The organism is Peribacillus sp. B-H-3 (assembly GCF_048572925.1).
Lineage (GTDB): Bacteria > Bacillota > Bacilli > Bacillales > DSM-1321 > Peribacillus.
In genome coordinates this window covers 3,600,948-3,626,508 of sequence record NZ_CP183879.1, presented here as the reverse complement: position 1 = coordinate 3,626,508, position 25,561 = coordinate 3,600,948, and the positions used below count along the sequence as shown (strand labels likewise).

28 protein-coding genes are annotated in these 25,561 nt (G+C 42.2%); 19 read left to right on the top strand and 9 right to left on the bottom strand.

What is annotated here, in order from left to right; all coding sequences use genetic code 11:
• The first annotated feature begins 33 nt into the window (after positions 1-33).
• From rpoD to ACN6MY_RS18030, 5 genes are all read left to right on the top strand, one after another.
• Positions 34-1,170, top strand: coding sequence for an RNA polymerase sigma factor RpoD (rpoD, locus tag ACN6MY_RS18050; RefSeq protein ID WP_071353052.1), 1,137 nt, complete (start codon positions 34-36; stop codon positions 1,168-1,170).
• A 203-nt stretch (positions 1,171-1,373) separates the two neighbouring features.
• The gene (locus ACN6MY_RS18045) at positions 1,374-1,913 is read left to right on the top strand and encodes a hypothetical protein (RefSeq protein WP_419881420.1); all 540 of its coding nucleotides are present in this window, start codon (positions 1,374-1,376) and stop codon (positions 1,911-1,913) included.
• Positions 1,914-2,099: 186 nt separating this feature from the next.
• Positions 2,100-2,468 carry a cytochrome c550 gene (cccA, locus tag ACN6MY_RS18040; RefSeq protein WP_419881419.1) on the top strand — a complete coding sequence of 123 codons (369 nt, stop codon included), beginning with the start codon at positions 2,100-2,102 and terminating at the stop codon, positions 2,466-2,468.
• Positions 2,469-2,668: 200 nt separating this feature from the next.
• On the top strand, positions 2,669-3,379 hold the full coding sequence (locus tag ACN6MY_RS18035) for a tRNA (adenine(22)-N(1))-methyltransferase (protein ID WP_419881418.1): 711 nt from the start codon (positions 2,669-2,671) through the stop codon (positions 3,377-3,379).
• Positions 3,376-4,494, top strand: a complete 1,119-nt coding sequence (locus tag ACN6MY_RS18030; protein ID WP_419881417.1) for a Nif3-like dinuclear metal center hexameric protein — start codon at positions 3,376-3,378, stop codon at positions 4,492-4,494. Before ACN6MY_RS18035 ends, ACN6MY_RS18030 begins: the two co-directional genes overlap by 4 nt.
• Before the next feature lie 78 nt (positions 4,495-4,572).
• On the opposite strand, the gene ACN6MY_RS18025 is transcribed toward ACN6MY_RS18030, so the two are convergent.
• Positions 4,573-5,532, bottom strand: a complete 960-nt coding sequence (locus ACN6MY_RS18025) for a 4-hydroxy-3-methylbut-2-enyl diphosphate reductase (protein WP_419881416.1) — start codon at positions 5,530-5,532, stop codon at positions 4,573-4,575.
• A gap of 182 nt (positions 5,533-5,714) precedes the next feature.
• Positions 5,715-6,371, bottom strand: a complete 657-nt coding sequence (vrrA, locus tag ACN6MY_RS18020) for a VrrA/YqfQ family protein (RefSeq protein ID WP_419881415.1) — start codon at positions 6,369-6,371, stop codon at positions 5,715-5,717.
• Positions 6,372-6,715: 344 nt separating this feature from the next.
• Between vrrA and ACN6MY_RS18015 the strand changes: the two genes are divergently transcribed.
• Together ACN6MY_RS18015 and ACN6MY_RS18010 are read left to right on the top strand one after the other, a co-directional pair.
• A complete protein-coding gene (locus ACN6MY_RS18015; protein WP_419881414.1) occupies positions 6,716-8,041 on the top strand; it encodes a DEAD/DEAH box helicase in 1,326 nt (441 codons plus the stop codon).
• Between the two features lie 200 nt (positions 8,042-8,241).
• Entirely contained in the window at positions 8,242-9,135 is an 894-nt protein-coding gene (locus ACN6MY_RS18010; protein WP_419881413.1) for a deoxyribonuclease IV, read from the top strand.
• 79 nt (positions 9,136-9,214) lie between these two features.
• Here the strand turns inward: ACN6MY_RS18010 and ACN6MY_RS18005 are convergent, their stop codons facing one another.
• Positions 9,215-9,472, bottom strand: a complete 258-nt coding sequence (locus ACN6MY_RS18005) for a DUF2624 family protein (protein WP_090989121.1) — start codon at positions 9,470-9,472, stop codon at positions 9,215-9,217.
• Between the two features lie 640 nt (positions 9,473-10,112).
• On the opposite strand from ACN6MY_RS18005, the gene ACN6MY_RS18000 reads away from it, so the two are divergent.
• From ACN6MY_RS18000 to ACN6MY_RS17990, 3 genes are read left to right on the top strand one after another with little or no spacing between them, the layout of a single operon-like run.
• Positions 10,113-10,874: a metal ABC transporter ATP-binding protein gene (locus tag ACN6MY_RS18000; RefSeq protein WP_419881412.1), complete on the top strand. Its 762-nt coding sequence runs from the start codon at positions 10,113-10,115 to the stop codon at positions 10,872-10,874.
• Between the two features lie 18 nt (positions 10,875-10,892).
• Positions 10,893-11,732, top strand: coding sequence for a metal ABC transporter permease (locus ACN6MY_RS17995; RefSeq protein WP_419881411.1), 840 nt, complete (start codon positions 10,893-10,895; stop codon positions 11,730-11,732).
• 16 nt (positions 11,733-11,748) lie between these two features.
• Positions 11,749-12,162, top strand: a complete 414-nt coding sequence (locus ACN6MY_RS17990) for a Fur family transcriptional regulator (RefSeq protein ID WP_419881410.1) — start codon at positions 11,749-11,751, stop codon at positions 12,160-12,162.
• A 56-nt stretch (positions 12,163-12,218) separates the two neighbouring features.
• On the opposite strand, the gene ACN6MY_RS17985 is transcribed toward ACN6MY_RS17990, so the two are convergent.
• Positions 12,219-12,791, bottom strand: a complete 573-nt coding sequence (locus ACN6MY_RS17985) for a 5' nucleotidase, NT5C type (RefSeq protein WP_419881409.1) — start codon at positions 12,789-12,791, stop codon at positions 12,219-12,221.
• 158 nt (positions 12,792-12,949) lie between these two features.
• On the opposite strand from ACN6MY_RS17985, the gene ACN6MY_RS17980 reads away from it, so the two are divergent.
• The gene (locus ACN6MY_RS17980) at positions 12,950-13,510 is read left to right on the top strand and encodes a DUF4190 domain-containing protein (protein WP_419884207.1); all 561 of its coding nucleotides are present in this window, start codon (positions 12,950-12,952) and stop codon (positions 13,508-13,510) included.
• A gap of 58 nt (positions 13,511-13,568) precedes the next feature.
• Here ACN6MY_RS17980 and ispG read toward each other — a convergent pair whose 3' ends face one another.
• The 3 genes from ispG to ACN6MY_RS17965 form a co-directional block, all read right to left on the bottom strand.
• Positions 13,569-14,681, bottom strand: coding sequence for a flavodoxin-dependent (E)-4-hydroxy-3-methylbut-2-enyl-diphosphate synthase (ispG, locus tag ACN6MY_RS17975; protein ID WP_419884206.1), 1,113 nt, complete (start codon positions 14,679-14,681; stop codon positions 13,569-13,571).
• A gap of 179 nt (positions 14,682-14,860) precedes the next feature.
• Complete coding sequence (locus ACN6MY_RS17970; protein ID WP_419881408.1) at positions 14,861-15,208, bottom strand: LysM peptidoglycan-binding domain-containing protein; 348 nt, start codon at positions 15,206-15,208, stop codon at positions 14,861-14,863.
• A gap of 155 nt (positions 15,209-15,363) precedes the next feature.
• The gene (locus ACN6MY_RS17965) at positions 15,364-16,137 is read right to left on the bottom strand and encodes a DUF1189 domain-containing protein (RefSeq protein WP_419881407.1); all 774 of its coding nucleotides are present in this window, start codon (positions 16,135-16,137) and stop codon (positions 15,364-15,366) included.
• Between the two features lie 241 nt (positions 16,138-16,378).
• Here ACN6MY_RS17965 and ACN6MY_RS17960 point away from each other — a divergent pair, with 241 nt between their 5' ends.
• The 6 genes from ACN6MY_RS17960 to ACN6MY_RS17935 all read left to right on the top strand — a co-directional run bounded on the left by ACN6MY_RS17960 (position 16,379) and on the right by ACN6MY_RS17935 (position 22,757).
• Complete coding sequence (locus ACN6MY_RS17960) at positions 16,379-16,864, top strand: DUF456 domain-containing protein (protein WP_419881406.1); 486 nt, start codon at positions 16,379-16,381, stop codon at positions 16,862-16,864.
• A 189-nt stretch (positions 16,865-17,053) separates the two neighbouring features.
• Positions 17,054-17,662 (top strand): superoxide dismutase, encoded by a 609-nt coding sequence (locus ACN6MY_RS17955; protein WP_090989129.1) that lies wholly within the window; start codon positions 17,054-17,056, stop codon positions 17,660-17,662.
• 164 nt (positions 17,663-17,826) lie between these two features.
• Complete coding sequence (locus tag ACN6MY_RS17950) at positions 17,827-19,050, top strand: MFS transporter (protein ID WP_419881405.1); 1,224 nt, start codon at positions 17,827-17,829, stop codon at positions 19,048-19,050.
• A 405-nt stretch (positions 19,051-19,455) separates the two neighbouring features.
• Positions 19,456-19,608, top strand: coding sequence for a hypothetical protein (locus tag ACN6MY_RS17945; protein WP_419881404.1), 153 nt, complete (start codon positions 19,456-19,458; stop codon positions 19,606-19,608).
• 113 nt (positions 19,609-19,721) lie between these two features.
• Positions 19,722-19,952 (top strand): hypothetical protein, encoded by a 231-nt coding sequence (locus tag ACN6MY_RS17940; protein WP_419881403.1) that lies wholly within the window; start codon positions 19,722-19,724, stop codon positions 19,950-19,952.
• 624 nt (positions 19,953-20,576) lie between these two features.
• On the top strand, positions 20,577-22,757 hold the full coding sequence (locus ACN6MY_RS17935; protein WP_419881402.1) for a peptidoglycan D,D-transpeptidase FtsI family protein: 2,181 nt from the start codon (positions 20,577-20,579) through the stop codon (positions 22,755-22,757).
• A 102-nt stretch (positions 22,758-22,859) separates the two neighbouring features.
• Here ACN6MY_RS17935 and ACN6MY_RS17930 read toward each other — a convergent pair whose 3' ends face one another.
• Positions 22,860-23,066, bottom strand: coding sequence for a hypothetical protein (locus ACN6MY_RS17930; RefSeq protein WP_419881401.1), 207 nt, complete (start codon positions 23,064-23,066; stop codon positions 22,860-22,862).
• Positions 23,050-23,340: a hypothetical protein gene (locus tag ACN6MY_RS17925; RefSeq protein WP_419881400.1), complete on the bottom strand. Its 291-nt coding sequence runs from the start codon at positions 23,338-23,340 to the stop codon at positions 23,050-23,052. Before ACN6MY_RS17925 ends, ACN6MY_RS17930 begins: the two co-directional genes overlap by 17 nt.
• Positions 23,341-23,708: 368 nt before the next feature.
• Here ACN6MY_RS17925 and pstB point away from each other — a divergent pair, with 368 nt between their 5' ends.
• The gene (gene pstB / locus ACN6MY_RS17920) at positions 23,709-24,536 is read left to right on the top strand and encodes a phosphate ABC transporter ATP-binding protein PstB (RefSeq protein WP_419881399.1); all 828 of its coding nucleotides are present in this window, start codon (positions 23,709-23,711) and stop codon (positions 24,534-24,536) included.
• A gap of 24 nt (positions 24,537-24,560) precedes the next feature.
• Positions 24,561-25,211: a phosphate signaling complex protein PhoU gene (gene phoU, locus ACN6MY_RS17915; protein ID WP_071351270.1), complete on the top strand. Its 651-nt coding sequence runs from the start codon at positions 24,561-24,563 to the stop codon at positions 25,209-25,211.
• Positions 25,212-25,561 lie beyond the last annotated feature (350 nt).

The following is a 25,561-nucleotide window of genomic DNA, read 5'->3' as shown; positions in this document are numbered from 1 at the left end:
TGTAGGGTGTAAGTCTTGGAAGGAGGGGAACACATGGCTGAGAAACCAGCACGTTCCAAAGAAGTTGATAATGAATTAAATCTTGATCAGGTGAAAGAGCAGTTATTGGAGCTTGGCAAAAAGCGGGGTTCTCTAACGCTGGAAAAAATTGCAGAGCGCATTGGCAGCTTTGAATTAGATTCTGATCAAATGGATGAGTTCTATGAATTATTAGGTGATAACGGGGTTGAAGTCCTGACTGAAAGCGAAGATGAAGAAGAGGACGATGACGATCCAAACGTACAGCAGCTGGAAAAAGAAGAAGAATTTGACCTGAATGACCTAAGTGTTCCTCCAGGTGTTAAAATAAATGACCCTGTCCGTATGTACCTTAAGGAAATCGGGCGTGTTGATCTTTTGTCTGCTGAAGAAGAGATATCACTTGCAAAGCGGATTGAAGAGGGTGACGAGGAAGCCAAGCGACGTTTGGCAGAAGCGAACCTGCGTCTTGTAGTAAGTATCGCAAAACGCTATGTTGGACGGGGAATGCTGTTCTTGGATTTGATTCAAGAAGGAAATATGGGTCTTATCAAAGCTGTTGAAAAGTTCGATTACCGCAAGGGATATAAATTCAGTACCTATGCCACATGGTGGATCCGCCAGGCAATTACCCGTGCGATTGCTGACCAGGCAAGAACAATCCGTATTCCTGTGCATATGGTTGAAACCATTAATAAATTGATTCGTGTGCAAAGACAGCTTCTTCAGGATCTTGGCCGTGAACCTTCACCGGAAGAAATTGCTGAGGATATGGATCTGACTCCTGAAAAGGTTAGGGAAATCCTGAAAATTGCTCAAGAGCCGGTCTCCCTTGAAACACCGATTGGTGAAGAAGATGACTCACATCTTGGAGACTTTATTGAAGACCAGGATGCAACTTCTCCGTCAGAACATGCTGCATACGAACTGCTCAAGGAACAGCTTGAGGATGTTCTTGATACACTGACTGACCGTGAAGAAAATGTTTTAAGGCTGCGTTTCGGTTTAGATGACGGCCGCACACGCACTCTGGAAGAAGTCGGCAAGGTCTTTGGCGTTACCCGTGAGCGTATCCGCCAAATCGAAGCAAAAGCGCTTCGCAAGCTTAGGCATCCCAGCCGCAGCAAGCGTCTTAAGGATTTCCTGGAGTAGAATAAGCTAGAATGACTGCCTCAGCCTCCAATAAAAATGATATGGATTACCGCATAAAAGGTTCGGCCTCAGTATGGAGCTGTTCCTTTTTTGCGGCTTGATTTCATATGATTTTTGGAGGCATTTTTTATGACTGCCTCAAACCTTAAGGTTAAATGGCCGATATAAACAGAAATGATTTTATTTTAGGATGTGCCGGTGAAATGGATCAGCAGCGAAAGAAAATTATCATTCACGAAATCAGCTACTGGAAGAAAAACAGGATGCTTCCAGATACATATTGTGACTACCTTCTTGCCCTCTACAGCGAGGGTGCAGAATCTGTCCAGCCCAAACCGAGAAAGTCTTACATAAAGCTATGGCTGTGCATCATAGTGGGCCTGCTGGTTGCCCTAAATCTATTTTTGAATTATTTTACTGAATTCCCAGAGGGATTGCAAATTTCCCTTTTAACTTTTTCTGTGCTCCTGTTAGCAGCTATAGCCTATTTACTTTTTAATAAAAAGACCCTATTTCAGGTTCCGCTAATTGGATGTGCCTTCTTGCTTCTCTTGGAAACGGTTACAGTGGCAGGGCAGCTGTCATCACATAAACACGGAATCTTATATATTCTCCTGCTGCTTCAGTGCATGATTTGGGTGTTTGCAGGCAGGAAGCTGAAACTGCCTTATTTCATCATCGCAGGGATTCTGGGGGCTTGCGTGGTCTTATTCTTTATAAGTAAATTATACAGTATATTTTGAAAATAAAAAATATTTAATTGTAAATTATTATATTCAAAAAAGTCATGGAATTTGACGAATTTTCAAATTTATTTAATTACTTAAGCTTTAGGGCTTTTCCTGTCTTCCATTTTCAAGTAAAATAAAAGTTGCATGAATATTATGGTTAATTGAACAGAACAGGTTATACATAGGGGAGGTAAATCTATGAATCGCAATCCACTTATCCCGTTTTTGCTTATCATGGTTTTAGGTATCGGTCTTATGTTTATGCTTTCTTTTAAAGGCCTTGGTGACGCAAAGCAGGCGGCTGACGAACAGAAAAACGGGGGAAAAGAAAAGACTGGGCAAACTGCATCAGCCAGTCCGGAAGAAATTTATAAAACAACCTGCATTACCTGCCATGGAGATCAGTATCAGGGCAAGGTAGGGCCGAAATTAAAAGGGGTAGGAGAGCATTTGTCTGAAGAACAGGTCAAGAATGTCATTACAAATGGCCGCGGGGCAATGCCTGCTGGTTTGGTGGAAGCTGGCAGCATCGATAAGATGGCTAAATTTATCCACGGACTCAAATAATATAAAAAATGGCTGATGGTTTTCTATATAAACCAGTCAGCCATTTTTTTGTAAACGTTTCATTTTTCGTATTGATATACAGGCTATGGATTCCTAGTGGTTTCAGGGTATAATATAATTTGTAATTCCTGCAGATTTTCCGGACCATACGGAGATTGGCAGATCTGTATCAAGTAAATTTAATTAAGAGAGTTGATATCATGAACCACGAAAAATTATCACTGCGCCTTGAGCGTGTTGCTATACATATCCCGGAAGGCAGCATATTGGCTGATATCGGGTCCGATCATGCTTATTTGCCTTGTTATGCAGTGAAAAAGGGCCTTGTGAAAAAGGCTATAGCAGGAGAAGTCAGTGAGGGACCCTATCAATCTGCCTGCAATAAAGTAAGTGAAACAGGACTTGGGGAACACATTGCTGTCAGAAAGGGAGACGGCCTTGAGGTGCTGTCACCAGGCGAAGCTACAGCTATCAGCATAGCCGGCATGGGAGGCGCGCTTATTTCAAGCATCCTGGAAAATGGGAAAACCAAGCTGAGCAATGTAAAAAAACTTATTCTCCAGCCCAATGTGGGGGCAAACCATGTTCGTATGTGGCTAATAGAAAACGGCTGGGAATTGGTTGATGAAGAAATCCTTGAAGAAGACGGGAAAATTTATGAAATACTTGCTGCTGAACCTGGTGACCCATTAAAACCGTACGGTGAAGAAAAGGAATCAGGCCTGCTGTTCGGCCCATTCCTTATGAAAGAAAAAAATGATGCTTTTATCAAAAGGTGGACATTGGAAAAAGAGCATTGGAAAAAGATTTCCGGACAGCTTTCTGCAGTTGCCCCTAATCCGGAAACAGAGGAAAGAAGAAATGTGCTGCTTGCGAGAATAAAAATGGCAGAGGAGGCATTAGGAATATGAAAACACCGAATGGCTGGGAAGTGATTGAGCTTTTTGAACAGTTTTCCCCTAAGAAGTATGCAATGGAGGGAGATCCAATCGGCCTGCAGGTCGGCCATTTAAATAAGCCTGTCACAAAGGTCCTCATTGCGCTTGATGTGCTGGAAAGTGTTGTGGATGAAGCGATAGAAAAGGGCGTGGAGCTGATTATTGCCCATCATCCTCTTATATTCCGCCCTCTTGCAAAAATCATCACGAATACCCCGGCAGGCAGAATCATTGATAAATTAATTAAACATGATATTGCTGTGTATGCAGCACACACAAATTTGGATGTTGCGAAAGACGGTGTAAATGACCTGCTTGCTGAAGCGCTTGGCCTGCAGAATACTGAGGTTCTTTCACCTACCTATCAAACACAGCTGAAGAGGCTTGTTGTGTACGCCCCGAAAGATGCAGAAAGTGATGTCCGAAATGTCCTGGCGCAAGCAGGTGCCGGAGCCATAGGAGAATATAGCGAATGTTCATTTACAGGTGAAGGTGTCGGCAGGTTTTTGCCGGGAAATGGAACAAATCCGGCCATTGGGCAGCAGGGAGTTTTAGAATCTGTTCATGAAGTCAGGATTGAAACAATCTTCCCTGAAGACTTGGAAAAAAGAGTTCTGTCAGCTATGCTGAAGGCTCATCCTTATGAAGAACCAGCTTATGACATTTATGCGCTTGAAAATAAAGGCGAAGCACTGGGACTGGGGAGAGTTGGTACCTTAGAGCAGGCTATGACACTGAGGGAGTTTGCTGAGCATGTCAAGGCAACTTTGGACGTGAGAGGCGTGCGTGCAGTGGGCGACCTGGAAAGCACAGTCAGGAAGGTAGCTGTTCTTGGCGGTGACGGAAATAAATATTACACGGCTGCTAATTATAAAGGTGCAGATGTGTATGTTACTGGAGATATGTATTATCACACAGCACATGATGCCATGATGACAGGCCTGAATATTGTGGATCCTGGGCACAATGTCGAAAAGGTTATGAAAAAAGGTGTTGCGAAGGTAATGGCTGCTTCTTCTATAAAGAAAAAATATGATGTCGAATATATTGCTTCTGAATTGAATACAGATCCATTTATTTTTCTATAATCCTATTAAATGGACAAAACCTGAAAGATGACAAAAAAAGAACAGCTGGAATTCCTCCGGCTGTTCTTTTTTTGTCTATTAAATGGTCTTTGAAGGTTTTGGTGCTTTGATTTTCGGGAGTATCTTATTTAAAGGAACTTTCTTTTCCGTATTCCAGGTTGTCTCATCCTGGTGATCGAATTTCTCAAGAAAAGCAATGACCTCTTTGGTGATAGGCGTTGGAGTAGAAGCTCCTGCTGTTACTGCGACTGTTTCAGCGCCTTTAAGCCATTCCCGCTTCAATTCGGAAATATCTGCGATTCTGAATGCCTTTGTGTGGGCAATTTCCTGTGATACCTGTGCAAGCCGGTTGGAGTTATTGCTCTTGGGATCTCCGACAACAATCAGTACATCTGCTTCTCCGGCCTGGTTTGCTACTGCTTCCTGCCGGACCTGTGTAGCAAGGCAGATTTCTTTATGAACTTCAGCATGAGGATATTTTCCCTTGACCTTTTCGATGATTTCCGCAACATCCCACTGGCTCATGGTTGTCTGGTTGGTTACGATAATACGGTCGCTTTCTAGTGCCAGTTCTTCAACTTCACTGGCTGATTGCACCAAGTGAACCACATCTGGTGCTACACCAACCGCGCCTTCCGGTTCAGGATGGCCTTTTTTGCCGATATATATAATCTGATAGCCCTCTGCTTTTTTCTGGACAATCAGATTATGTGTGGATGTAACATCCGGGCAGGTCGCATCAATGGATACAAGCCCTTTCTGCTTAGCAATCTCCCTGATCTCCGGAGAAACGCCATGAGCTGTAAAAATGACTGTGCCGCTTTCAACCTGTTCCAGGATTTCTTTGCGGTTGCTTCCGTCAAGTGTAATGATGCCTTCCTCTTCGAAAGCGTCAGTTACATGCTTGTTATGAACAATCATCCCTAAAATATATATCGGGCGTGGCAATGTTTTATCTAAAGCCGCATTTCTGGCTATTACCATGGCATCGACCACACCATAGCAATATCCGCGCGGAGATATCTTCATGACTTTCATATATTTCCTCCTTCAGGACATATCGCTCTATGTCTGTTCTTCCTTATTATACAAGGGGTTCAATGATATTTCAAAGAATCCTTCAGAAGGGCTGGCGCGGGCCTGAAGTGTAAGAAAGTTTCGCAGCTTTTAATTGGTAAAAGAAAAAAGAATGCAAGACATCATGCATTCTCATACTTCCGTTAAATGTATAGCTTTGGAGATGAACCGCCTTTTTGCTTTTGGCTGCTCTTCCTGCTGGGTTCAGCTGTTTTTTTCTCCGCTGCCTCTGCTGTGTCTGCTGTTTTTGTCTTAGTATCCTGTTTATCCTCGGAAGTGTCCGTCAAGATTTCCATTTTTTCTGTGTCCCTGCTGCTGTCATCTGTATTTGTGGATTTTAAGCTTTTATAAATTTTCCATATCGATGGAATATTCTTTACCATAGGACCGTATTGCTGCACCATGGGGCCGAATTGTTCTGCTGCCTGGAGTACTTTTTGAGTATTGTTGAGCATGGATGTAATTCCGGTTGGATTTTTTATGGCTGCCAGAATCCCTCCGCTTTTTGCGGCTGCTGCACCTGCTGCCTGCGGCGGGGCAAACATATTAGTGCTTTGCCGGCTCCCGCCAAGGATTTTTGAAAGAAGTCCTTGTTTTTGTACTGGCGGAGCAGACTGCGCTCCGCGGCTGTTTTGAAAACCGCCGAAAGGGCTGAAACCATTATTGCCGGGCTGCCTTCCTGGTGATGGTGTACTGGCCGGGCCTCTCGGGATTTGCGGGCGGGCCATGCTTCCTCCCTGTTGCCTGGGGAAGCCCATGCCAAATCCCTGTCCGGGCGGAAAATTTCTTCCTGGGGGCATATTTTCCCTCCTCTTTAAAAAAATATAGTGTATATGCTGACACTATAAAATATGCAGTACTGCCAAAAAGGTTTAACCCTGAAAGACGCAGACAAAAAATTCCGCTGTGCCCCTGGGCAAGTGTTTATACAGACTTTTTGGCAGAAGGGAGGGAAAGGAGTGAAGGTTGATAAAGCCCTCCTTTTTATTGAATTATCGTGATATTGCCAGTTTAATCTGCTATACTGGCTGTTTGAGGCTCTTGCGCAAATGAGCTATTGTTTATTATAATAACAGGACATGTCTATGGCTGCGATCGTCCGCCTTCGATAGCCTGACTGGATAAAGGAGATAATGGATAATCGATGAAGCAAAACAATTTTGAACGTTTTCAGTTAAATGACTATATTATAGATGCAGTTAAATCACTGGGGTTTGATAAGCCAACCGAAATACAGGAGAGAGTGCTTCCTTCTGTATTAAAAGGGACGAGCCTTATCGGACAATCACAAACCGGAACAGGCAAAACACACTCATACCTTTTGCCGATCATGAATAAGCTCGATGCCTCAAAAGATGAGGTTCAGGCCATTATTTCAGCACCCACCAGAGAACTGGCTAATCAAATTTATAAAGAAGCTTTAAAGATTGCTGAGCATTTCCCAAAGGAAAATCCGCTCAATGTCCGCTGTTATATCGGCGGAACAGACAAGCAAAGAGTCATTGATAAATTAAAATCACAGCCGCAGCTTGTAATCGGTACGCCTGGGCGGATTAAGGACCTTGTGGAAGATGGGGCATTGCAGGTATTTAGCGCAACTGTTCTTGTGGTAGATGAAGCAGATCTTATGCTTGATATGGGATTCATAGAAGATGTTGATAAATTTGCTTCACGTATGGCCCAGCACATTCAGATGCTTGTATTTTCTGCAACCATTCCTGAGAAGCTTAAGCCATTTTTGAAAAAGTATATGGAAAATCCTAAACATGTGCATGTGGATCCTAAACAGGCAACTGCTGTAAACATTGAGCATGTTCTTGTGCCGCTTCGCCACCGTGATAAAATCCAGCTTCTTCATGACTTGGCTGTACAGTACAATCCTTATTTAGCCATCATTTTCACTAACACAAAGAAGATGGCCGATAAGGTTGCAGACGCACTGATTGAAAAGGGACTGCGTGTGGGACGCATACACGGCGATTTAAGCCCGCGTGACCGTAAAAAAATGATGAAGCAGATCAATAGTCTTGATTATCAATATATTGTAGCAACAGACCTTGCTGCAAGGGGAATCGATATTGAAGGTGTCAGCCATATCATCAACTACGAGCTTCCATCAGATCTTGATTTTTACATCCACAGAACAGGAAGAACAGCACGGGCTGGCTATTCTGGCATTGCGGCTACCATTTATGATATTTCAGACGAAGATGCTTTAAACCGTTTGGAAAAGATGGGCGTTGTATTTAAAGACGTGGATTTGCAAAACGGGGAATGGATGGAAATCGATGAGCGGAACAAACGGAAAAATCGCAAAAGACAAGAATCATCCATTGATACAAAAGCGAAAAGCCTCGCTTCAACAAATAAGAAACATGCCAAAGTCAAGCCAGGCTATAAAAAGAAATTTCAGCGTCAAGTGGAAGACATTAAAAAACGCGAGCGCCGTTTGAAAAATAAATCTAAATAAGGCCCGCAGGACGCGGCGTTCTTAGTCTTTCGTTATTAAAAGGGCGATTACGCATTTCAGGTTGTCCAGCTGCATCGCCCAGCCTCTCGAGGTCATAAGCCATCCTGCAATAGAGAGGAAGATCGCTCTCTTTTGCATGCTGTATTATGCTGGTCGAGGCTTTCAGGGCGATTACGCATTTCAGATAGGAGTTGAGGAGTTTGCTTAAGATTGGGTCACATGTTTCGATGAGCGGCAAGGATATGCTGCTTGCTTCTAGCAGGGAAGCTGTTTCTTATGGCGCTAATACGTTTATGGTGTATACGGGTGCGCCTCAAAACACCAGAAGGAAAAAAATCGAGGATTTGAATATAGAATCAGGTTTGCTGCATATGCAGGAAAATGGCATTGATGAAATCATAGTGCATGCTCCTTATATCATAAACATCGGCAATACTGAAAATCCCAATACATTCGAACTTGGCGTGAATTTTTTACGCAGTGAAATTGAACGGACAGCTGCGCTGGGTTCAAGGCAGATTGTCCTTCACCCTGGTGCACATGTGGGGGCAGGGACTGAGGCAGGAATCAAGAGAATTATCGAAGGCTTAAATGAAGTGCTGACAGAAGAACAGGATGTGCAGATTGCACTTGAAACGATGGCCGGCAAAGGCTCTGAATGCGGAAAAAGCTTTGAAGAGTTAGCCATGATTATAGATGGTGTGAATTTAAGCGATAAGCTTTCCGTTTGCTTTGATACTTGCCACACACATGATGCTGGCTACAATATCAAGGAAGATTTCGATGGAGTGCTCAATGAGTTCGACAAAATTGTCGGGATCGACCGGATCAAGGTTCTTCATATTAATGACAGTAAAAATGACAGGGGCATGAGGAAGGACCGCCACGAGAATATCGGTTTCGGATACATTGGGTTTGATGCATTAAGCTATATCATTCACCACCCTCAGTTAATGGATGTACCGAAAATCCTTGAAACCCCATTTGTCGGCGAAGATAAGAACAACAAGAAAGCCCCGTATAAACATGAAATTGACATGCTGAAAAGCAAAGAATTCGACAGCAATCTGCTGGATAAAATTCTTGGCAGCTGAATAGTCAGTTTTAATCAGAAAAACGCCGTCCTGAATCAGGCCGGCGTTTTTCCTATGAATGATAGCTTAAGCAAGACTGTCAGCTGTTTGTCAGCTGCTTGAATATAGATTCGATTTTTTTTGAAGTTTCGGTACCAGTAATTGCGGAGATTTGCTGCAGGACCTGCTGCCTTTGAGATAGATCAAAGATATTGATGTTTTTCCCGGCCAGCAGCTGAGTGATTCCTTTAGCCTGGGTTTGGTTCAGCTGAACTCCATACTGCCTGCCTATGGAAATTAAATCGTCCGGGTTCATGTTGTTAATCTTATGGTTGACCATCATTTCTAATAGTTTCATGCCATTCCTCCTCAATGTAACATATGAGGAAAATATGGGTATGTGAACAGGTAAAATGAAAAGATTGATCGAAGAAAGAAAAGATGGCCTCCATTATAAATATTTAAAAAGCTGTTTTCATAAACTTTGCTGCTATGGAACAGGGTGGTTGATTTCCGCTCCAGGATTCTCGCTTTCCGCGGGCAGGCGGTGAGCCTCCTCGGCTGCGCCTGCGGGGTCTCATCTGTTCTGCTAATCCCGCAGGAGTCTCGCACCTTACGCTCCAATCAACCTGACTTGACAATGGGAACGCCTCACATAACAAATTAAAAAAACAACAATCTTTAAGAAAAGAGCCTTAAAAAAAGAGCCAAAAGAAAAGAGTCGTTTTAAAATGGATTCCCTCCCCAGAAGTTGGTTTAATCGCACTAAGGAGGGTTGGGATGTAAGGTGCGAGTCACCTCTAGCCCCTGCGGAAAGGGAATCATCCTGGAACGAGAGTCAACTGTTCTCCGCTCAATTTATCAAACACTATCCTGTAAAGAATGTTTTCAGTGCCCTTAAAAAGAACAGAGCGTTTTCTTTACAATTGAATATAATTCCTTTATACTACGAAAGGTAAATCGTAATGATTCTTATAAAATAGGTGATATCTTTGGAAATGATGAAAAAAGAACCGGTTATCAAGGTCACAGATCTTTCTTATAAATATGCAAAAGATACTGTACTAGAGGATGTAACCCTGTCCGTTCCGCAAGGCGCCTTTTTGTCTATTGTCGGACCTAATGGGTCGGGAAAGTCTACACTATTGAAACTCCTGCTGGGACTGCTAAAGCTCCAAAAAGGATCGATTGAGCTTTTTGGCCAGGATATCAGGAATTTCAGGGACTGGCAAAGGGTGGGTTTTGTATCCCAAAAAGCCAATTCCTTCAACTCAGGATTTCCTGCAACCGTGCTGGAAGTTGTGCTGAGCGGATTGACCAAAAAAATCGGCCTCTTTAGATTTGCAAAAAGCGAGCATAAAAAAAGGGCATTAGAAGCACTGGACTCCGTAGGAATGCTGTCTTTTCAGCAGAGAAACATTGGTGAATTGTCCGGAGGGCAGCAGCAAAGGGTATTCATTGCCCGCGCCCTTGTCAGTGAACCGGATATGCTGATTCTCGATGAGCCGACTGTCGGTGTGGATGCTCAAAATGTCCACCAGTTTTATGAGATGCTGGAAATGCTGAATAAGGATTTGGGAATTACCCTTCTTTTAGTCACGCATGATGTTGGTACAGTCACTGACAAAGTCACCCATGTGGCATGCCTGAATAAAAAACTGCATTTTCATGGAAATGCGGGGGAATATCAGGCGCTAAATGAAGAAGAACTCTCAGACGTGTATGGGCCGGGCGTACAAATGTTAAATCATAATCATTAATGTTGTGGAGGATAACCCATGATTTCGGGTATATTTCAATTTGAGTTTTTACAAAATGCCTTTCTTACGGGCATCATCATCGGTGTCCTGGCACCGCTGCTAGGTGTGTTTGTTGTGGTAAGGAGAATGTCGATGATTGCCGATGCACTGAGCCATGTTGCGCTTGCGGGAATTGCTTTCAGCCTGCTTCTTGAAAAAAAATTCGCAGCGCTTGCCGGTCTCAATCCCATGTATATGGGGATGGCTTTCTCTGTATTCGGTTCTCTGTTCATTGAAAAACTGAGAAATGTGTACAAGCATTATCAGGAGCTGGCCATTCCGATTATCCTTTCTGGAGGAATCGGTTTAAGTGTAATCTTTATTTCGGTTGCCAATGGCTTTAATGCTGATCTGTATGGCTACTTGTTCGGAAGCGTCAGTGCGGTCAGCCGGATGGATCTATGGCTGATAATAGCAGTGGGGCTCGTTGTTATTATTGTTCTGCTTCTTTTGTTTAAAGAGCTTTTCCTTCTGTCATTCGATGAGGAGCATGCTAAAGCTTCCGGGATTCCTGCTAAATTCATTCATTTTGTATTCATTGTTATGGTGGCGCTGGTCATTGCTGCTTCTATGAGGATTGTCGGTATTCTGCTTGTCTCCTCTTTGATGACCATACCAGTGGCAGCGAGCCTGCGGTTTGCAAAGGGATTCAAGCAAATGATTTCTTTTTCCATTTTGTTTGGCGAAATATCTGTTGTAGGGGGATTATTTTTTTCCTATTATCTTAATTTGGCGCCAGGCGGAACCATTGTCATGATCGCTGTTATCATATTAATTCTGTCTATTTTGAAGGATAAAATTAAGTCTCGCTTTGCGTGAGGGGAGAGGTGATACTTTGAACGTTTCAGCCGCAATGAAGCTGTTGAAGGAAAATGGATTTAAGCATACAGGGAAAAGAGAAGAAATGCTCCAGCTTTTTTCCTCGAGCGAAAAATATTTAACTGCGAAAGATGTTTTGGAAAACATGAAGAATAACTACCCCGGGTTAAGCTTTGATACCATATACCGGAACCTTTCTCTATTTGCTGAGCTCGGCATATTTGAAAGCACTGAACTGGCAGGAGAGAAGCATTTCCGCTTTACATGCGGGCATGATAGCCACCATCATCACTTTATCTGCATGAAATGCGGGAAAACCAAAGAAATCAAGGCCTGTCCGATGGCTGGCATTGAAGAAAACCTGGAGAACTATGATATATCAGGACATAAATTCGAGGTGTACGGACACTGTCCGGATTGCCTGCACTGAAAGATAAAACCATTGCCGCACTGCGCAATGGTTTTTTTGTCTATTCGGATACTTTCTCAGCAGGATTGCTTCATCCAATTTTTCACCCATTGTTCCGCTTCAAGCCAAGTGTGTACCCGGATGACAGAATCCGGGACTGGGAGCCTGTTATAAGGCGTATCGAATAAAATCACCGGAATTTTGCATTGTTCCGAAATGGCAACAGCATTATCGTGTTTATCTTCCAAAAATAAATCCACTTTGCATCTTTTGGCCGTTTCAACTTTATCATGAGAGCCGATCAGTTCTATTTGATGATAGCCAAGACCTTGGGCTTTGAACCACTCTTCTGTAATCTGAAGCAATTTGCTATGCCGTGCGCTGATAAAATAAAGATCTGCAGAATGCATCCACTCGCCAAGAACCTTCTTGGCCCCTTCTGCAATCGGTGATTCTGCATATATGAGCGGTTCATTTTCACTGAACCACTTTGAGAAATCTTCTGGTGGAACATGCACAAAGGGGGTTAAATCATACTCTGTTATATCTTCATATGCCAAGTTCATCTGAAAATCCTTATTGATAAATGGAACCATAGCATCCGGCCTTGTGACAGTTCCGTCAATATCAATGCCAAAACGTTTTTTCATAAGGGTACAGCTCCTAATTAAGAATCCATTTTTAAGTGTACCATATAAAAGTTGTTTAAAAAAATTCCGTTAAACGGATAAATTATCCATTCTGCGCAAATTCTTTCTCACGTGTTTTTTTGATTTTTACATACACTAAAGAGGCTCCTATTTTGAAAGTGAGGGATGCAGGAATGGATGATGACCGCTATTCAAGTGTGGATGATGAAATGATGATTACACCGAAGCATAAGCCTGAAGAACAAAAGGTGGGTTATGATAACGGAGAAACTACAGCGGCTGTTTATGGAGATGCCGGTGCCTCTAAGGCAGATTCCCGAGAAGGAGACCGTGGAGCCTCCATTAGGTATAATGAGGAAACCTCGGCTGAAATCACTCCTTCTGCGGCTATATATGGAGATGCTGAAGCTTCAGATGTTTATAAAGAGGAAACAGCTGCTGAAATCGCTCCTCCCACTCCCTTCAGGAGAACAGTTGATGCTGGCGTGCCTGTTGAGGATACAGACAGCGACAGTGTAACAGCGGGCACAGGCATAGGAATAGCTGCCTTGGTTTTGTCGCTTCTCTCGCTGTTTACCATGCCGATTCTTTTCGGGGCAGCAGGAATCATCCTGGGGTTCATTGCCCAAAGAAAAGGTGCGCTAAGTCTTGGTGCCTGGTCAATTGGAATCGGGGCACTTTCCATCATCATCGGCATTTTTATCATGCCGTTTTTCTAGACATGCAAAAGAGCTTGGCTCCGATTGGAACCAAGCTCTTTTTGTATGTCATTTCTTTTTATACTGTAGGAGCAGGGGCGGCAGCTGCTTCTGCTGCTTGCTTGGCAAAATATTCTTCTGCCACTTTATCGATTTCTTTTTTAAGTTCTTCTACCATTGTTTCTTCAGGAACCTTGCGGACGATTTGCCCTTTTCTGAACAGGAGTCCTTCACCGCGTGCTCCGGCAATTCCAATATCAGCTTCCCTTGCTTCTCCAGGACCGTTTACGGCACAGCCTAAAACAGAAACCTTGATCGGCGCTTTAATGGTTTGAATGTATTCTTCAACTTCATTGGCGATGCTGATTAAGTCAATCTCGATTCTGCCGCATGTCGGGCAGGAAATCAATGTGGCCATATTGGAAGCCAGTCCATATGATTTCAGAATTTCGCGTGCGACTTTGACCTCTTCAACAGGATCGGCGCTCAGGGAGACGCGCACGGTATTTCCGATGCCTTTGCTGAGGATGGCTCCAAGGCCGGCAGCACTTTTAACGGTGCCGGAAAACAGAGTTCCGGATTCTGTGATCCCAAGGTGAAGCGGGTAATCAAAAGCTTTGGCTGCTTTTTCATATGCTTCAATGGCCAGGGTAACGTCGGATGCTTTCATGGAGACGATAATATCATGAAAATCCAGGTCCTCCAGAATCTTGATGTGATGAAGGGCACTTTCAACCATGCCGTCCGCAGTCGGGAAACCGTATTTCTCGATGATTTTCTTTTCCAGAGATCCGGCATTTACGCCAATACGGATAGGGATCCCTTTTGCCTTGGCAGCTCTGACAACCGCCTCAACCTTTTCGCGGCGGCCGATATTGCCTGGATTGATGCGGATTTTATCTGCTCCGCCTTCAATAGCCTTTAATGCCAGTTTATAGTCAAAATGAATATCCACTACAAGCGGAATGTTAATCCGTTTTTTTATTTCGGAAATGGCATTTGCTGCCCTTTCATCGGGACATGCAACACGTACGATCTGGCATCCTGCTTCTTCGAGCCGCTTGATTTCAGCAACGGTAGCTTCCACATCATGCGTTTTTGTTGTTGTCATGCTTTGGACGATTACTTCATTACTGCCGCCAATTGTCAAGTTTCCAACTTTAATGGGGCGTGTTTTGGTGCGATGTATAATTTCACTCACGTGGAATTCTCTCCTTTAGGAAAAAACCGATTTTCTTTCATGATCCTTTTAGATCACAGAAATATTGTATCAATTTTAAAGGGTAATTGACAAGGAAATGCATAGTTTTTACCCTATATTGTTAAAATCGCGGGGTTTTCTCCTCTATATTTTTCCCTGAAAGCGCAGCCTTATTTATAAACGGGAATTTTATAGGTTTTACCGATTTGAATGTTTTCTGGTTTTATTCCATTATTCAGTTTTTGAAAGTCTGCAATTGCCGTTTCAATGGAATACGATTTATTTTCGTTTTGCTCTAGAAGCGAAAGAAGGGTATCTCCAGGTTTGATGACTGATTCCACAAAGGGGGCGGTACTTGTGTCCACTTTTTCTGCTGTCCCGCCGGTATAGACGGCACCTGCTGCAGCTTCTGCCGGCCCTCTGGCACCTGCGTCAGCGGGGATTGTTCCGGTTGTCAGGTCGAAATAAATAATGAATGCAATAAATATAACTACAATAAAAGCGACTAATCTCTTCATAAAAACATCCCCCTGGGCTTGGCTTAATCTATATATATGGCGGGGGATTTTATTATATGCCAAGAATTCGGCACTTTTTTTGAGAGTACCGAATTTGTCATGCTTCTTTTGATCGCGAAAAAAGGAAGCAGTGTAACCTGCTTCCTGCGAACTTCCTATATTTCCTCGTAAGACCTTACTTCCTTAATGGATAGGTAAAGGATAATCAGCGCTGTAAACCAGCTGACCAGCGTGCTAAATGGAACTGCAGTCTGGAAGGCTTCCATGATTGTAAAGAAAATGGCCGGAAGTGTGATGCTGTAGGCTGCTAATTTCCATGTTTGGCGGTAAGAAAGGTTTCTGCCGAGAGAGCCTTTAATGGCAATCCCGATGAGGGCCAGGATGGAAATTTTAATAAATGCTGTCACAAGTGCGAAGATATACATCAAAAGCACAAGGATGGTTATGGCAATTGGCAGAATAGAGTCGGCAGATTTCAGTACATTGGCAAGATCATCCTTAGTAATAGGCGTGCTGCTTAAAACGCTGTAGGGAGTCGTTTGCGTCTCGCCGCCCGCAACTATTACGAAATCATGTTGAAGCAGGGCAATTGCGCCGTTAGACTGGCTGCTTACATCATCAGGAGACAGTTTGCCCGAATCATCCAGGTAAATCTGGAATGTATCTTTATCCAAAACTAGCGGCTGCTTTCCTTTGACGCTTAGCTCGCCGTCCTTTATTTGAAAAGAAGGCATTTCATTTGCCACAGCCTGCTCGACGGATTGAAAAGCATGTGTAATGAAGCTGCCGAAATAGATGGATGTTGGAATGATTGTGAGGAGCATGAGCATAAACACATATAAAATGGTTTTGCCGAAGCCCTGATTCCGGAAAGTGGCAATATCCTTCGGAGAATATAGGCTTGTAATTAGTTGTTTGAAAATATTCATCGGTTCAGCACCCTTTAGATTTTTATGGTAATTATCGGTTCCTGCGGAAATATCTATTTTATTTTATCTATCCCTGCCGAAGAAAACAACCTTTATCAGGATTTCCCGGGATGGGGGCCATTAAAAACCGAATTCGGCAGCCTGGGTGCCATACAGGGACTTTTGGCAGTGTTTTTTTTTTATGTTAAAGGGAATTCTTATAGCAGGAAGGATCGATTTTATTTTGAAAGGAGGAAAATCTGTGGAGGCCATTTATTGGAGCGTCATTATCCTGTTATTTATTATCGCATTTATCGGGCTGGTTTTCCCCGTTGTCCCAAGTGTCTTGTTCATTATTGGCGGAATATTATTATATGGGGTTTTTTATTCATTCGAGCCATTTAACTGGGTGTTTTGGACAATTCAGATTTTATTCGTGATCCTGCTGTTTACTGCAGATTATGCCGCCAATATGTTTGGAGTAAAGAAGTACGGCGGCTCAAAGGCTGGGATTTGGGGAAGCACCCTTGGACTGATTATTGGCCCATTTGTCATTCCTTTTGCAGGAATTCTGGTTGGCCCCTTTATCGGTGCTGCCTTGGCAGAAATCCTTTTTCATCGAAAGGATTTTAAAACTGCCATGAAAATTGGGCTGGGATCAGTCGTCGGCTTTATCAGCAGCGTAATAACTAAAGCAGTCATCCAGCTTGGGATGATCGGCTATTTTCTGATTGTTGTGCTGCATTAGCATGGCGATTCTCGCAGCTGCTGCAAAATTTTTCCTTTTTTTTAAAAATAATGAATATAAAATTGGCAATTACAAAGCATAACGTTTGAAACGAGAGTTGAACTCTGATAATCTTAAAATAACGAGCCAAAGAATGGCAATTGCCTCTTAGGCCTGTAAAAACTAATTTACATAGGGAGGAAATTTATTATGGCATTTGAACTTCCACAATTACCGTACGCATACGACGCATTGGAGCCTCATATCGACAAGGAAACAATGAATATCCACCACACTAAGCATCACAATACTTATGTTACAAACTTAAACGCAGCTCTTGAAGGAAATGAAGAGCTTTCAGGAAAAAGCGTTGAAGAAGTAATTGCAAACCTTGATGCAGTTCCAGAATCTGCACGTACAGCAGTACGCAACAATGGCGGCGGACATGCTAACCATTCATTGTTCTGGCAAATCCTTTCACCAAACGGCGGCGGACAGCCTACTGGCGAATTGGCTGATGCCATCACTTCAAAATTCGGCAGCTTTGACAGCTTTAAAGAAGAATTCGCTAAAGCTGCAACAACTCGATTTGGATCTGGCTGGGCATGGCTTGCTGTTAACAATGGCAGCCTTGAAGTTACAAGCACTCCTAACCAGGACTCTCCAATCATGGAAGGCAAAACGCCTCTTCTTGGCCTTGATGTTTGGGAGCACGCTTACTACCTTAACTACCAGAACCGCCGTCCAGAATACATCAACTCTTTCTGGAATGTAGTTAACTGGGATGAAGTATCAAAACGTTACAGCCAAGCTAAATAATCTTATTATTTTCTTGTTAAAAAGCAGAAACCCTCGAAATGGGGTTTCTGCTTTTTTTTGCTATAATGGCCGTTTTTCTGTGGAAACCGCTGGCATTTTCCATCCATTACATAAATGGCATTGTTTTTTCAAACACTAGAAGAGATTATAAAGGAGAGAGAACAATGAGTATGTTAAAAAAATGGACTGGGGATATGGAAATCAACAAGGATTTGCGGTTTCTTTTGCTGATTGGCGGTTTATACAGCATCAGTGTCGGTTTATCCAATACATTTGTGAACATATTTCTATGGAAACAATCGGGTAAGTTCCTGGATATCGGTATTTATAACCTATCTGTGGTTGTTATTCAGCCTCTGACCTTCATATTCGCAGGGAGGCTTGCCAAAAAGGTCGACCGCATTATCGTTCTGAGGCTTGGTGTTATTTTTTTGTCAATGTTTTACTTGAGTGTCCTCTTTGCCGGAGGGAGAGCGACAGATTTCTTAATGGTATTAGGAGGGCTTCTCGGGATCGGCTACGGTTTTTACTGGCTGGCTTTTAATGTGCTCACCTTCGAAATCACGGAGCCTGAGACAAGGGATTTCTTTAATGGGTTTATGGGCCTTCTATCTTCTTTTGGAGGAATGGTCGGACCCATTTTGGCAGGATTCATTATTTCAAGACTTGAAAAATCATCAGGATATCCCATCGTTTTCGGGTTATCACTTTTTTTATTTTCGGTTGCCGTTTTTCTAAGCTTTTCCATAAAGAGACGGCCTGCACACGGAAAATATTTCTTCCCGGCCATATTGAAAGAAAGAAAAAAGAATGTTAATTGGAGGCTCATTACCAATGCCCACATTTTTCAGGGACTGAGGGAAGGGACATTTATGTTTGTCATTTCCATTTTTGTCTTTATCAAGACAGGAAGTGAAATGGCCATCGGAAACTTCGGCCTGCTTAATGCAGCGGTATCCTTCGTTGCCTACCTTATAGCATCCAGATTCATTAAGAAGCCTATGCGGAAAAAGGCCATATTGATTGGCGGCCTGCTGCTGTACGCGGGCGTGTTTCTGATCACATTTGATGTAACCTATGGAAAGCTTCTTTTGTACGCAGCGACCATTGCACTTGCCTATCCGATATTATTGGTGCCTTACGTTTCACTGACATATGATGTAATTGGACAGTCATGGAATGCAGCAGAAATGAGGATTGAATATATTGTAGTCCGGGAAGTGTTTATACATACTGGCAGAATTATATCGATTGCCGGCTTCATCTTCTCCGTGTCATTTTTCAATCCCTCTCAAAGCCTCCCCATCTTCCTGATGATTGTGGGAATAGGACACACCTGTATTTACCTGTTTGTCAGGAAAATAAATCTGGATGAGAAAACCGCTTAAAGGAGATGGAATGAATCTCCTTTTTTGTGGTTCTGGCTTCGAATAATAGGCATTTACGCTTTATTAAAAAGAAATGTTAATTATCTGTTGATATCAAAATCAACCCAGATTTAAGTGAAAAATAAGGCTATTTTCGTAAACTTCGTTGCGATGAAACAGGTGTTGATTTCCGCTCCAGGATGCTCTCTTCCCGCTAATCTCGCAGGAGTCTCACACCTTGCGCTCCAATCAACCTGAATTTACAATGGAATCGCCTCACAGAACAAATTAAAAAACAACCATATTTGAGAAAAGAACCAAAATTAAAAAGGGAGAAAGGTGTTAGAACGCTTTTAAGTACTAAAAGTACTCCAAGATAATGGCAAACTGTCACTAGAAGCTAGTGAATTTGCCTTTGAAGATATTATGGAATTAGAGCCTTATATTTCCATTGAAAATGGCTTATTTAATTTGGGCTCAAATTCAGCTATAAATGATGGCCAAAATGAAGAATTAGTTAAAATGCAAGAAGAGTATTTGTTGAAATATGGTAAACTAAAGACAGAAAGCAATTTATAAATTATCTCATTAGATGAATCTCCTACAACCGATAACGTGTCCTTAACCTTATCTAAATGTGCAGAAAAGAATACTAAATTAGCTTATCATTGGTGGGGGGGATTAGCCATTATATGAATAACTGCGAAGCAAATAAATTCGGAGCAGACTTAGCATCTGTTGCAGCTGGTTATGGAACAGGAGGTCTGGTAGCTGCATACTGGTTCACTGTAGTTGGTATTGCTGGAGGAGTTATTGGTGGGTATGCAGCATTAATGTCATCTCAAGCTTATTCTAACAATGAAGGAAAAGGAATATATGTAGGAATTACTTATGCTGCATTCTTTAACATGGAGCCTCAATAAAAAAAGGAGGTGGGAATATTGAATTTACTAATGATTAATTCAATATTAAGTTGCTTACTATTAGTGTCCTAGTCCTTACTTTCAAAAAAAAGAAAAAGATTCCCAAAATACAATTTGCAATATCATTAATCGTAGGAATAGCAATATTTTGTTATCTTAAGTGAAATTTTATAGTAAAGATTATTGTTTTTTAATAAGTTCTGCGAGGCGATCCCATTGTTAAGCCAGGTTGATTGGAGCGGAAGCCGCTTGACTCCTGGGGGATTTGCGTTACAGGCGAGACCCCACAGGAGCGATAGCGACGAGGAGGCTCGGCGAACGCCCCCGGAAAGCAAGCGGCTGGAGCGGAAATCAACAGATAAGTTTAACAGAGCCTAAATTAAATAAACTTCCTCAGAATATTAATTCACCTGATTTGCCAATATTAAATGATTATATAAATAGTGCTTATTAAAAGGGAACTTTTTTGAATTAAGGAATTCCCTTTTTCTAATATAAAAACGACATCATTCATTAACATAGATTTTTTAAAAAAAGAGAACACAAATGTAGAAAAAAAGGGCAATCTTCTATAAAATGAGGACTAGAGTGTTTTTGAGAAATGATAAAGGGTGTGTAGCTTCAGTGAAAAAAGGAAAAAAGAAAAAGACGCACGTTCCTTTTCGGCTTAATTTTCTTTTCTTTTTCGTGTTTGTGTTGTTTTCTATATTGATTTTGCGATTGGGCTTTGTCCAAATTGTATATGGAGACGATTATCGCCGTGAAATTGCAAGGACAGAGGATGTAACGGTCAATAACCCGGTCCCGCGCGGAAAGATGTATGACAGGAATTTAAAGGTAATGGTGGATAACGTGCCTCTTGACGCAATTACCTATACAAGATATCAATCCACTAAGCCGCAGGAGATGCTTGATACCGCAGAAAAATTATCAAAGCTGATCACTGTGAGCCCAAAGAAAATTACAGAGCGTGATAAAAAAGATTTTTGGATTCTCAAGCATCCAAAGCTGGCAGAAAAGAAAATTACAGCTCATGACAGGAAGCTTGTAGAGCAGAAGAAATTGGAAGAAAAAGATTTATACAAACTTCAATTAGACAGAATTACCGATCAGGAGCTGAACTCATTCAGCCCTCATGATTTGAAGGTGCTGGCAATTTTCAGGCAATTCACCGGCGGTTATGCGCTGACACCGCAAACCGTAAAAAATAAAGGTGTGACAAAGGCTGAATTTGCCAAGGTGAGCGAGAATCTTAGCTCACTGCCTGGTGTCAATATTACAACTGACTGGGACAGGGCTTATCCTTACAACAAAACACTTCAGACAGTGCTTGGGAAAGTATCTTCATCAGATGAGGGACTGCCCAGCGAGCAGCTCGATTATTACCTGGCACGCGATTACAGCCGGAATGACAGGGTAGGAAAAAGCTATCTTGAAAAAGAATATGAAGATGTCCTGCATGGACAAAAGGCAAAAGTGAAAAACGTAACAGATAAATCAGGTAATATCGTGGATTCTAAGGTGATTACGGAAGGGCAGCGGGGTAAAGACCTTGTTCTGACCATTGATATGGACCTGCAGCTTGCCACTGAAAAAATTATTGAAGAAGAGCTGCTGAAATACAAAAGCATGCCAAACACAGCCCTTCTTGACCGTGCCTTCATGGTAGTCATGGACCCGAATACAGGGGAAATCCTGACAATGGCGGGCAAAAGATATGTAAAAGATAAAAAGACCGGCAAACATACCGTTGAGGATTTTGCACTTGGAAATATTACAACCTCTTATAATATGGGATCTGCGGTTAAGGGAGCAACAGTTCTGACCGGATACCAGACAGGGGCTATCCAGCCGGGAACTACCTTCTTTGATACGAAGCTCAAATTCAAAGGAACAAAGCCGAAGGGATCTTCCCATAATTATGGCTGGCTGAATGACCTGGATGCCTTAAAGCATTCATCGAACGTTTATATGTTCCGTACAGCAATCAATATCGGCGGCGGACATTATGTGTATAATGGACCATTGGATCTTAATCCTAAAGCATTTTCAACCATTCGTGATTCTTTCGCGCAATTCGGCCTTGGTGTCCGCACAGGCATCGATTTGCCAAATGAAATGGTCGGTTTTAAAGGCTCCGAAACTACACCTGGTAAACTGCTTGATCTTGCTATCGGGCAGTATGATACCTACACGCCTATGCAAATGGCGCAATATGTTTCCACCATTGCAAATGGCGGTAACAGGATGAAGCCGCATCTCGTTAAAGAGATTCACGACCCGGTAAATAATAATGATCAGCTTGGACCGGTTGTGAAAGAAATCGTTCCAACAGTGATGAACAGGATTGATATGAAATCCAGCTGGATTGACAGGGTGCATGAAGGCTTCAGAAGAGTTATGCAGGAAAATGGGGGAACAGCTGCCCCATTCTTTGCACACAAAAGCTATAAGCCTGCAGGTAAAACCGGTACCGCCCAGTCTTTCTATGACGGGCCTGACCGTGCCAAGTATTCTAAACCGGTGGATACCATGAACATCACACTGGTAGGATACGCACCATACAACCATCCAGAGGTAGCATTTGCTACTGTTGTTCCTTGGGCTTACCAAGGGCATACCGGACATACAATGAATAAGGAAATTGCAGAAAAGGTTCTTGATACGTACTTTAAATTGAAGAAAGAACGTGAAAAGGCCCAAGGCAAGAAAGCTGATACAGCGACTGACGAACGAATCGCAAACAGCCCTGCTATTAAAAAAGAGCAGGCTGCCATCAGAAAAAGCCAAAAAACAGGAAATTAATAGCACGGCAAAAGACCAAATCACTTGTGATTTGGTCTTTTTTGTAAGTAAGGCGAATTGTATCACAGCTTTAGATGTATTTTTACTTTATAAGCCGATACGCTAATACCAGCTGATTGTAATGTCTCCATTATGAAAGTATTCTACCGCATACCTTGAAGCTGGACAAAAGATGAAAAAATCGCTGCCCATCCAGCTCAGTTCTTCTATATTGACCAGAATTCTTTTTATATTGGTGCGAATGGAGGGGTAATCTCCATATCCGAACAATACATAAACATCGTGTGAAATCTCAAGCCCTGCTGCCACCAACATCCATGATTAAGTTTGTCTGCCCATTCTCAATAAAGCACTTGTTTTTAATTTGTTTCCAATCCATTCTGCCCCACTCTGTGACGGGAAAGGCTGAAACAAATTCATCCATAATAAGTTCTTCCTCTGTTTTACTTAAACAAAAGACATCCTGCCTTATGTCAAATATATTTAATAGCTCAGCCTCCAACCAATGACGTTTTTGCTTTTCACTTTTCTGTTTTTGTTTTTGCAATAATTCAGCGAATCTATTTCTTTGTTGATCATTCATTAAATAATACTCCTCCTGTTAATATTCATTATAACAATACATACTGCCAGGGAGCAGTGCTGTGATATGGACAGGGGAGGCTATCATTTCTGAAGCAAGATGAGGGAAATTAAATGTGGTTTGTATGATAGCTTCAGGAAATACAGAATAATGATAAAGAATTTTACAATACTCCAACAGGTCTTAACGCAAAATTTACAAAAGGTTAAAACAGCATTTACAGTAGGAGTTTAATCTGAATATGCAGGACAAAACAACTAGTCAGCACAAACTTTAGCGATTGCCCGAATTTAAGGACAAGGTGCCGTGTATGGATGGGCGCTTTAATATATGCTTGTTCCCTGATACGAAACAAGGAGGAATACTTAGTGAATCTTACAGTGATGAAGCAGCAGCCGAATATAGAAAAAGAAGCACGAGACATTAATTCCCAGCCAAGTCAGCCATTGGTTTACCAATCATCACAGCTTAACTTGTGGTATGGGGAAAATCATGCCCTGAAAAATATCAATCTGGATATTTTCCAAAACGAGGTTACAGCCATTATCGGTCCTTCAGGCTGCGGGAAGTCTACGTATATTAAAACCCTTAACCGTATGATTGAACTTGTCCCGGGTGTGAAAACATCTGGCGAAATTAAATACAGGGGCACAAATATCCTTGATAAATCGTATGCAGTGGAGGAATTGCGCACACATGTAGGCATGGTTTTCCAAAAGCCTAATCCATTTCCTAAATCCATTTATGAAAATGTCGCATATGGACCTAAGCTTCACGGAATCAAAAATAAAAAAGAGCTGAATGAACTTATTGAAAAGAGCTTGCGCGGAGCAGCTTTGTGGGATGAAGTCAAAGACCGGCTCCATGAAAGCGCCTATGGGCTATCGGGGGGTCAGCAGCAGCGTCTTTGCATTGCACGCTGTCTTGCTATTGAGCCTGATGTAATCTTGATGGATGAGCCGACTTCTGCACTTGATCCAATATCCACACTGAAAGTGGAAGAATTGGTGCAAGAACTGAAGAAGCAGTTCAGCATCATTATTGTGACCCATAACATGCAGCAGGCTGCAAGGATTTCGGATAAAACGGCTTTCTTCCTGAATGGAGAGGTTATTGAATATAAAGAAACAAATACAATCTTTTCAAATCCAGCCGATCAGCGTACAGAAGACTACATTACCGGCCGTTTTGGATAATACTTCAGGAAAGGGTGAATAAAGATGGTTGTACGCGAGAAATTCGAACTGGAGTTAAAAGAACTTAAAAGTAAACTGATACAGCTTTCAGAATATGCCTCACTGGCCATTTCAAAATCGTTTGCGGCTCTCGAGAACCAAGATCTTGAACTTGCAGTTGAAATTATTGAAGAAGATACGAGAGCAGATATGCTTGAAGAAGAAATTAACGATTTTGCGATCCTGCTCATAGCGAAACAGCAGCCGGTTGCCATCGACTTGCGCCGGATAGTCGCTGCCATTAAGATTGCCTCTGATATTGAAAGAATTGCGGACTTCGGAGTGAACATTGCAAAGTCTGCCATCAGGATTGGCGAGAAGCCTTTCATTGTGCCGCTTACACACTTTAAAAACATGCATTCCATAGCTCTTGAGATGATTGAGCTATCCATGAAGGCATTTGAAGAAGATGATATCGTTTTGGCACGGCAAATTGCATTAATGGATGATGAAGTGGACCGCTTGTACGGAGAAAGTATTAAAAGCCTGCTCCAGCTATCAAACGAAAACCTGCAGCAGGTCACACAGCTTTCTTTCGTTGCCCGCTATCTTGAAAGAACGGCAGATCATACGACGAATATTGCTGAAAATATTTATTATTTAGTGCGCGGCCGCCATCTCGACTTAAATGAATAACAAAGAAATCCCGGATGCTTACAGTCCGGGATTTCTTTGTTCATTCATTTGACAGTTACCATTTCAATTTCATCTTTTATCCATTCATCTTTCAAGATGTCGTATGGAATTGTCTCTTTACCTGATTGATATTATAGAGAAAAGCAAATTTATTGGTTATTTCCTGATGGTTTAATTCTTTGCATTCAATCACAAATTCTGAGTAATTACCGACAACAGTTCCAATATTTAGAGATTGTCCCAAACTATTCTCTCCTCATTCTTATTTAATAGAATATACCAAAAATTTTATAATTTAATTTGAGGAGATTTTTCTTGTGTTTCGTTATGACATAAAAAGAGGTTGAATC

Bases quoted from the DNA above. Each gene is read 5' to 3' on its own strand.
- rpoD (WP_071353052.1), top strand. From the start codon at position 34: ATGGCTGAGAAACCAGCACGTTCCAAAGAAGTTGATAATGAATTAAAT.
- ACN6MY_RS18045 (WP_419881420.1), top strand. From the start codon at position 1,374: ATGGATCAGCAGCGAAAGAAAATTATCATTCACGAAATCAGCTACTGG.
- cccA (WP_419881419.1), top strand. From the start codon at position 2,100: ATGAATCGCAATCCACTTATCCCGTTTTTGCTTATCATGGTTTTAGGT.
- ACN6MY_RS18035 (WP_419881418.1), top strand. From the start codon at position 2,669: ATGAACCACGAAAAATTATCACTGCGCCTTGAGCGTGTTGCTATACAT.
- ACN6MY_RS18030 (WP_419881417.1), top strand. From the start codon at position 3,376: ATGAAAACACCGAATGGCTGGGAAGTGATTGAGCTTTTTGAACAGTTT.
- ACN6MY_RS18025 (WP_419881416.1), bottom strand. From the start codon at position 5,532: ATGAAAGTCATGAAGATATCTCCGCGCGGATATTGCTATGGTGTGGTC.
- vrrA (WP_419881415.1), bottom strand. From the start codon at position 6,371: ATGCCCCCAGGAAGAAATTTTCCGCCCGGACAGGGATTTGGCATGGGC.
- ACN6MY_RS18015 (WP_419881414.1), top strand. From the start codon at position 6,716: ATGAAGCAAAACAATTTTGAACGTTTTCAGTTAAATGACTATATTATA.
- ACN6MY_RS18005 (WP_090989121.1), bottom strand. From the start codon at position 9,472: ATGAAACTATTAGAAATGATGGTCAACCATAAGATTAACAACATGAAC.
- ACN6MY_RS18000 (WP_419881412.1), top strand. From the start codon at position 10,113: ATGATGAAAAAAGAACCGGTTATCAAGGTCACAGATCTTTCTTATAAA.
- ACN6MY_RS17995 (WP_419881411.1), top strand. From the start codon at position 10,893: ATGATTTCGGGTATATTTCAATTTGAGTTTTTACAAAATGCCTTTCTT.
- ACN6MY_RS17985 (WP_419881409.1), bottom strand. From the start codon at position 12,791: ATGAAAAAACGTTTTGGCATTGATATTGACGGAACTGTCACAAGGCCG.
- ACN6MY_RS17970 (WP_419881408.1), bottom strand. From the start codon at position 15,208: ATGAAGAGATTAGTCGCTTTTATTGTAGTTATATTTATTGCATTCATT.
- ACN6MY_RS17965 (WP_419881407.1), bottom strand. From the start codon at position 16,137: ATGAATATTTTCAAACAACTAATTACAAGCCTATATTCTCCGAAGGAT.
- ACN6MY_RS17955 (WP_090989129.1), top strand. From the start codon at position 17,054: ATGGCATTTGAACTTCCACAATTACCGTACGCATACGACGCATTGGAG.
- ACN6MY_RS17950 (WP_419881405.1), top strand. From the start codon at position 17,827: ATGAGTATGTTAAAAAAATGGACTGGGGATATGGAAATCAACAAGGAT.
- ACN6MY_RS17945 (WP_419881404.1), top strand. From the start codon at position 19,456: ATGGAATTAGAGCCTTATATTTCCATTGAAAATGGCTTATTTAATTTG.
- ACN6MY_RS17940 (WP_419881403.1), top strand. From the start codon at position 19,722: ATGAATAACTGCGAAGCAAATAAATTCGGAGCAGACTTAGCATCTGTT.
- ACN6MY_RS17925 (WP_419881400.1), bottom strand. From the start codon at position 23,340: ATGAATGATCAACAAAGAAATAGATTCGCTGAATTATTGCAAAAACAA.
- phoU (WP_071351270.1), top strand. From the start codon at position 24,561: ATGGTTGTACGCGAGAAATTCGAACTGGAGTTAAAAGAACTTAAAAGT.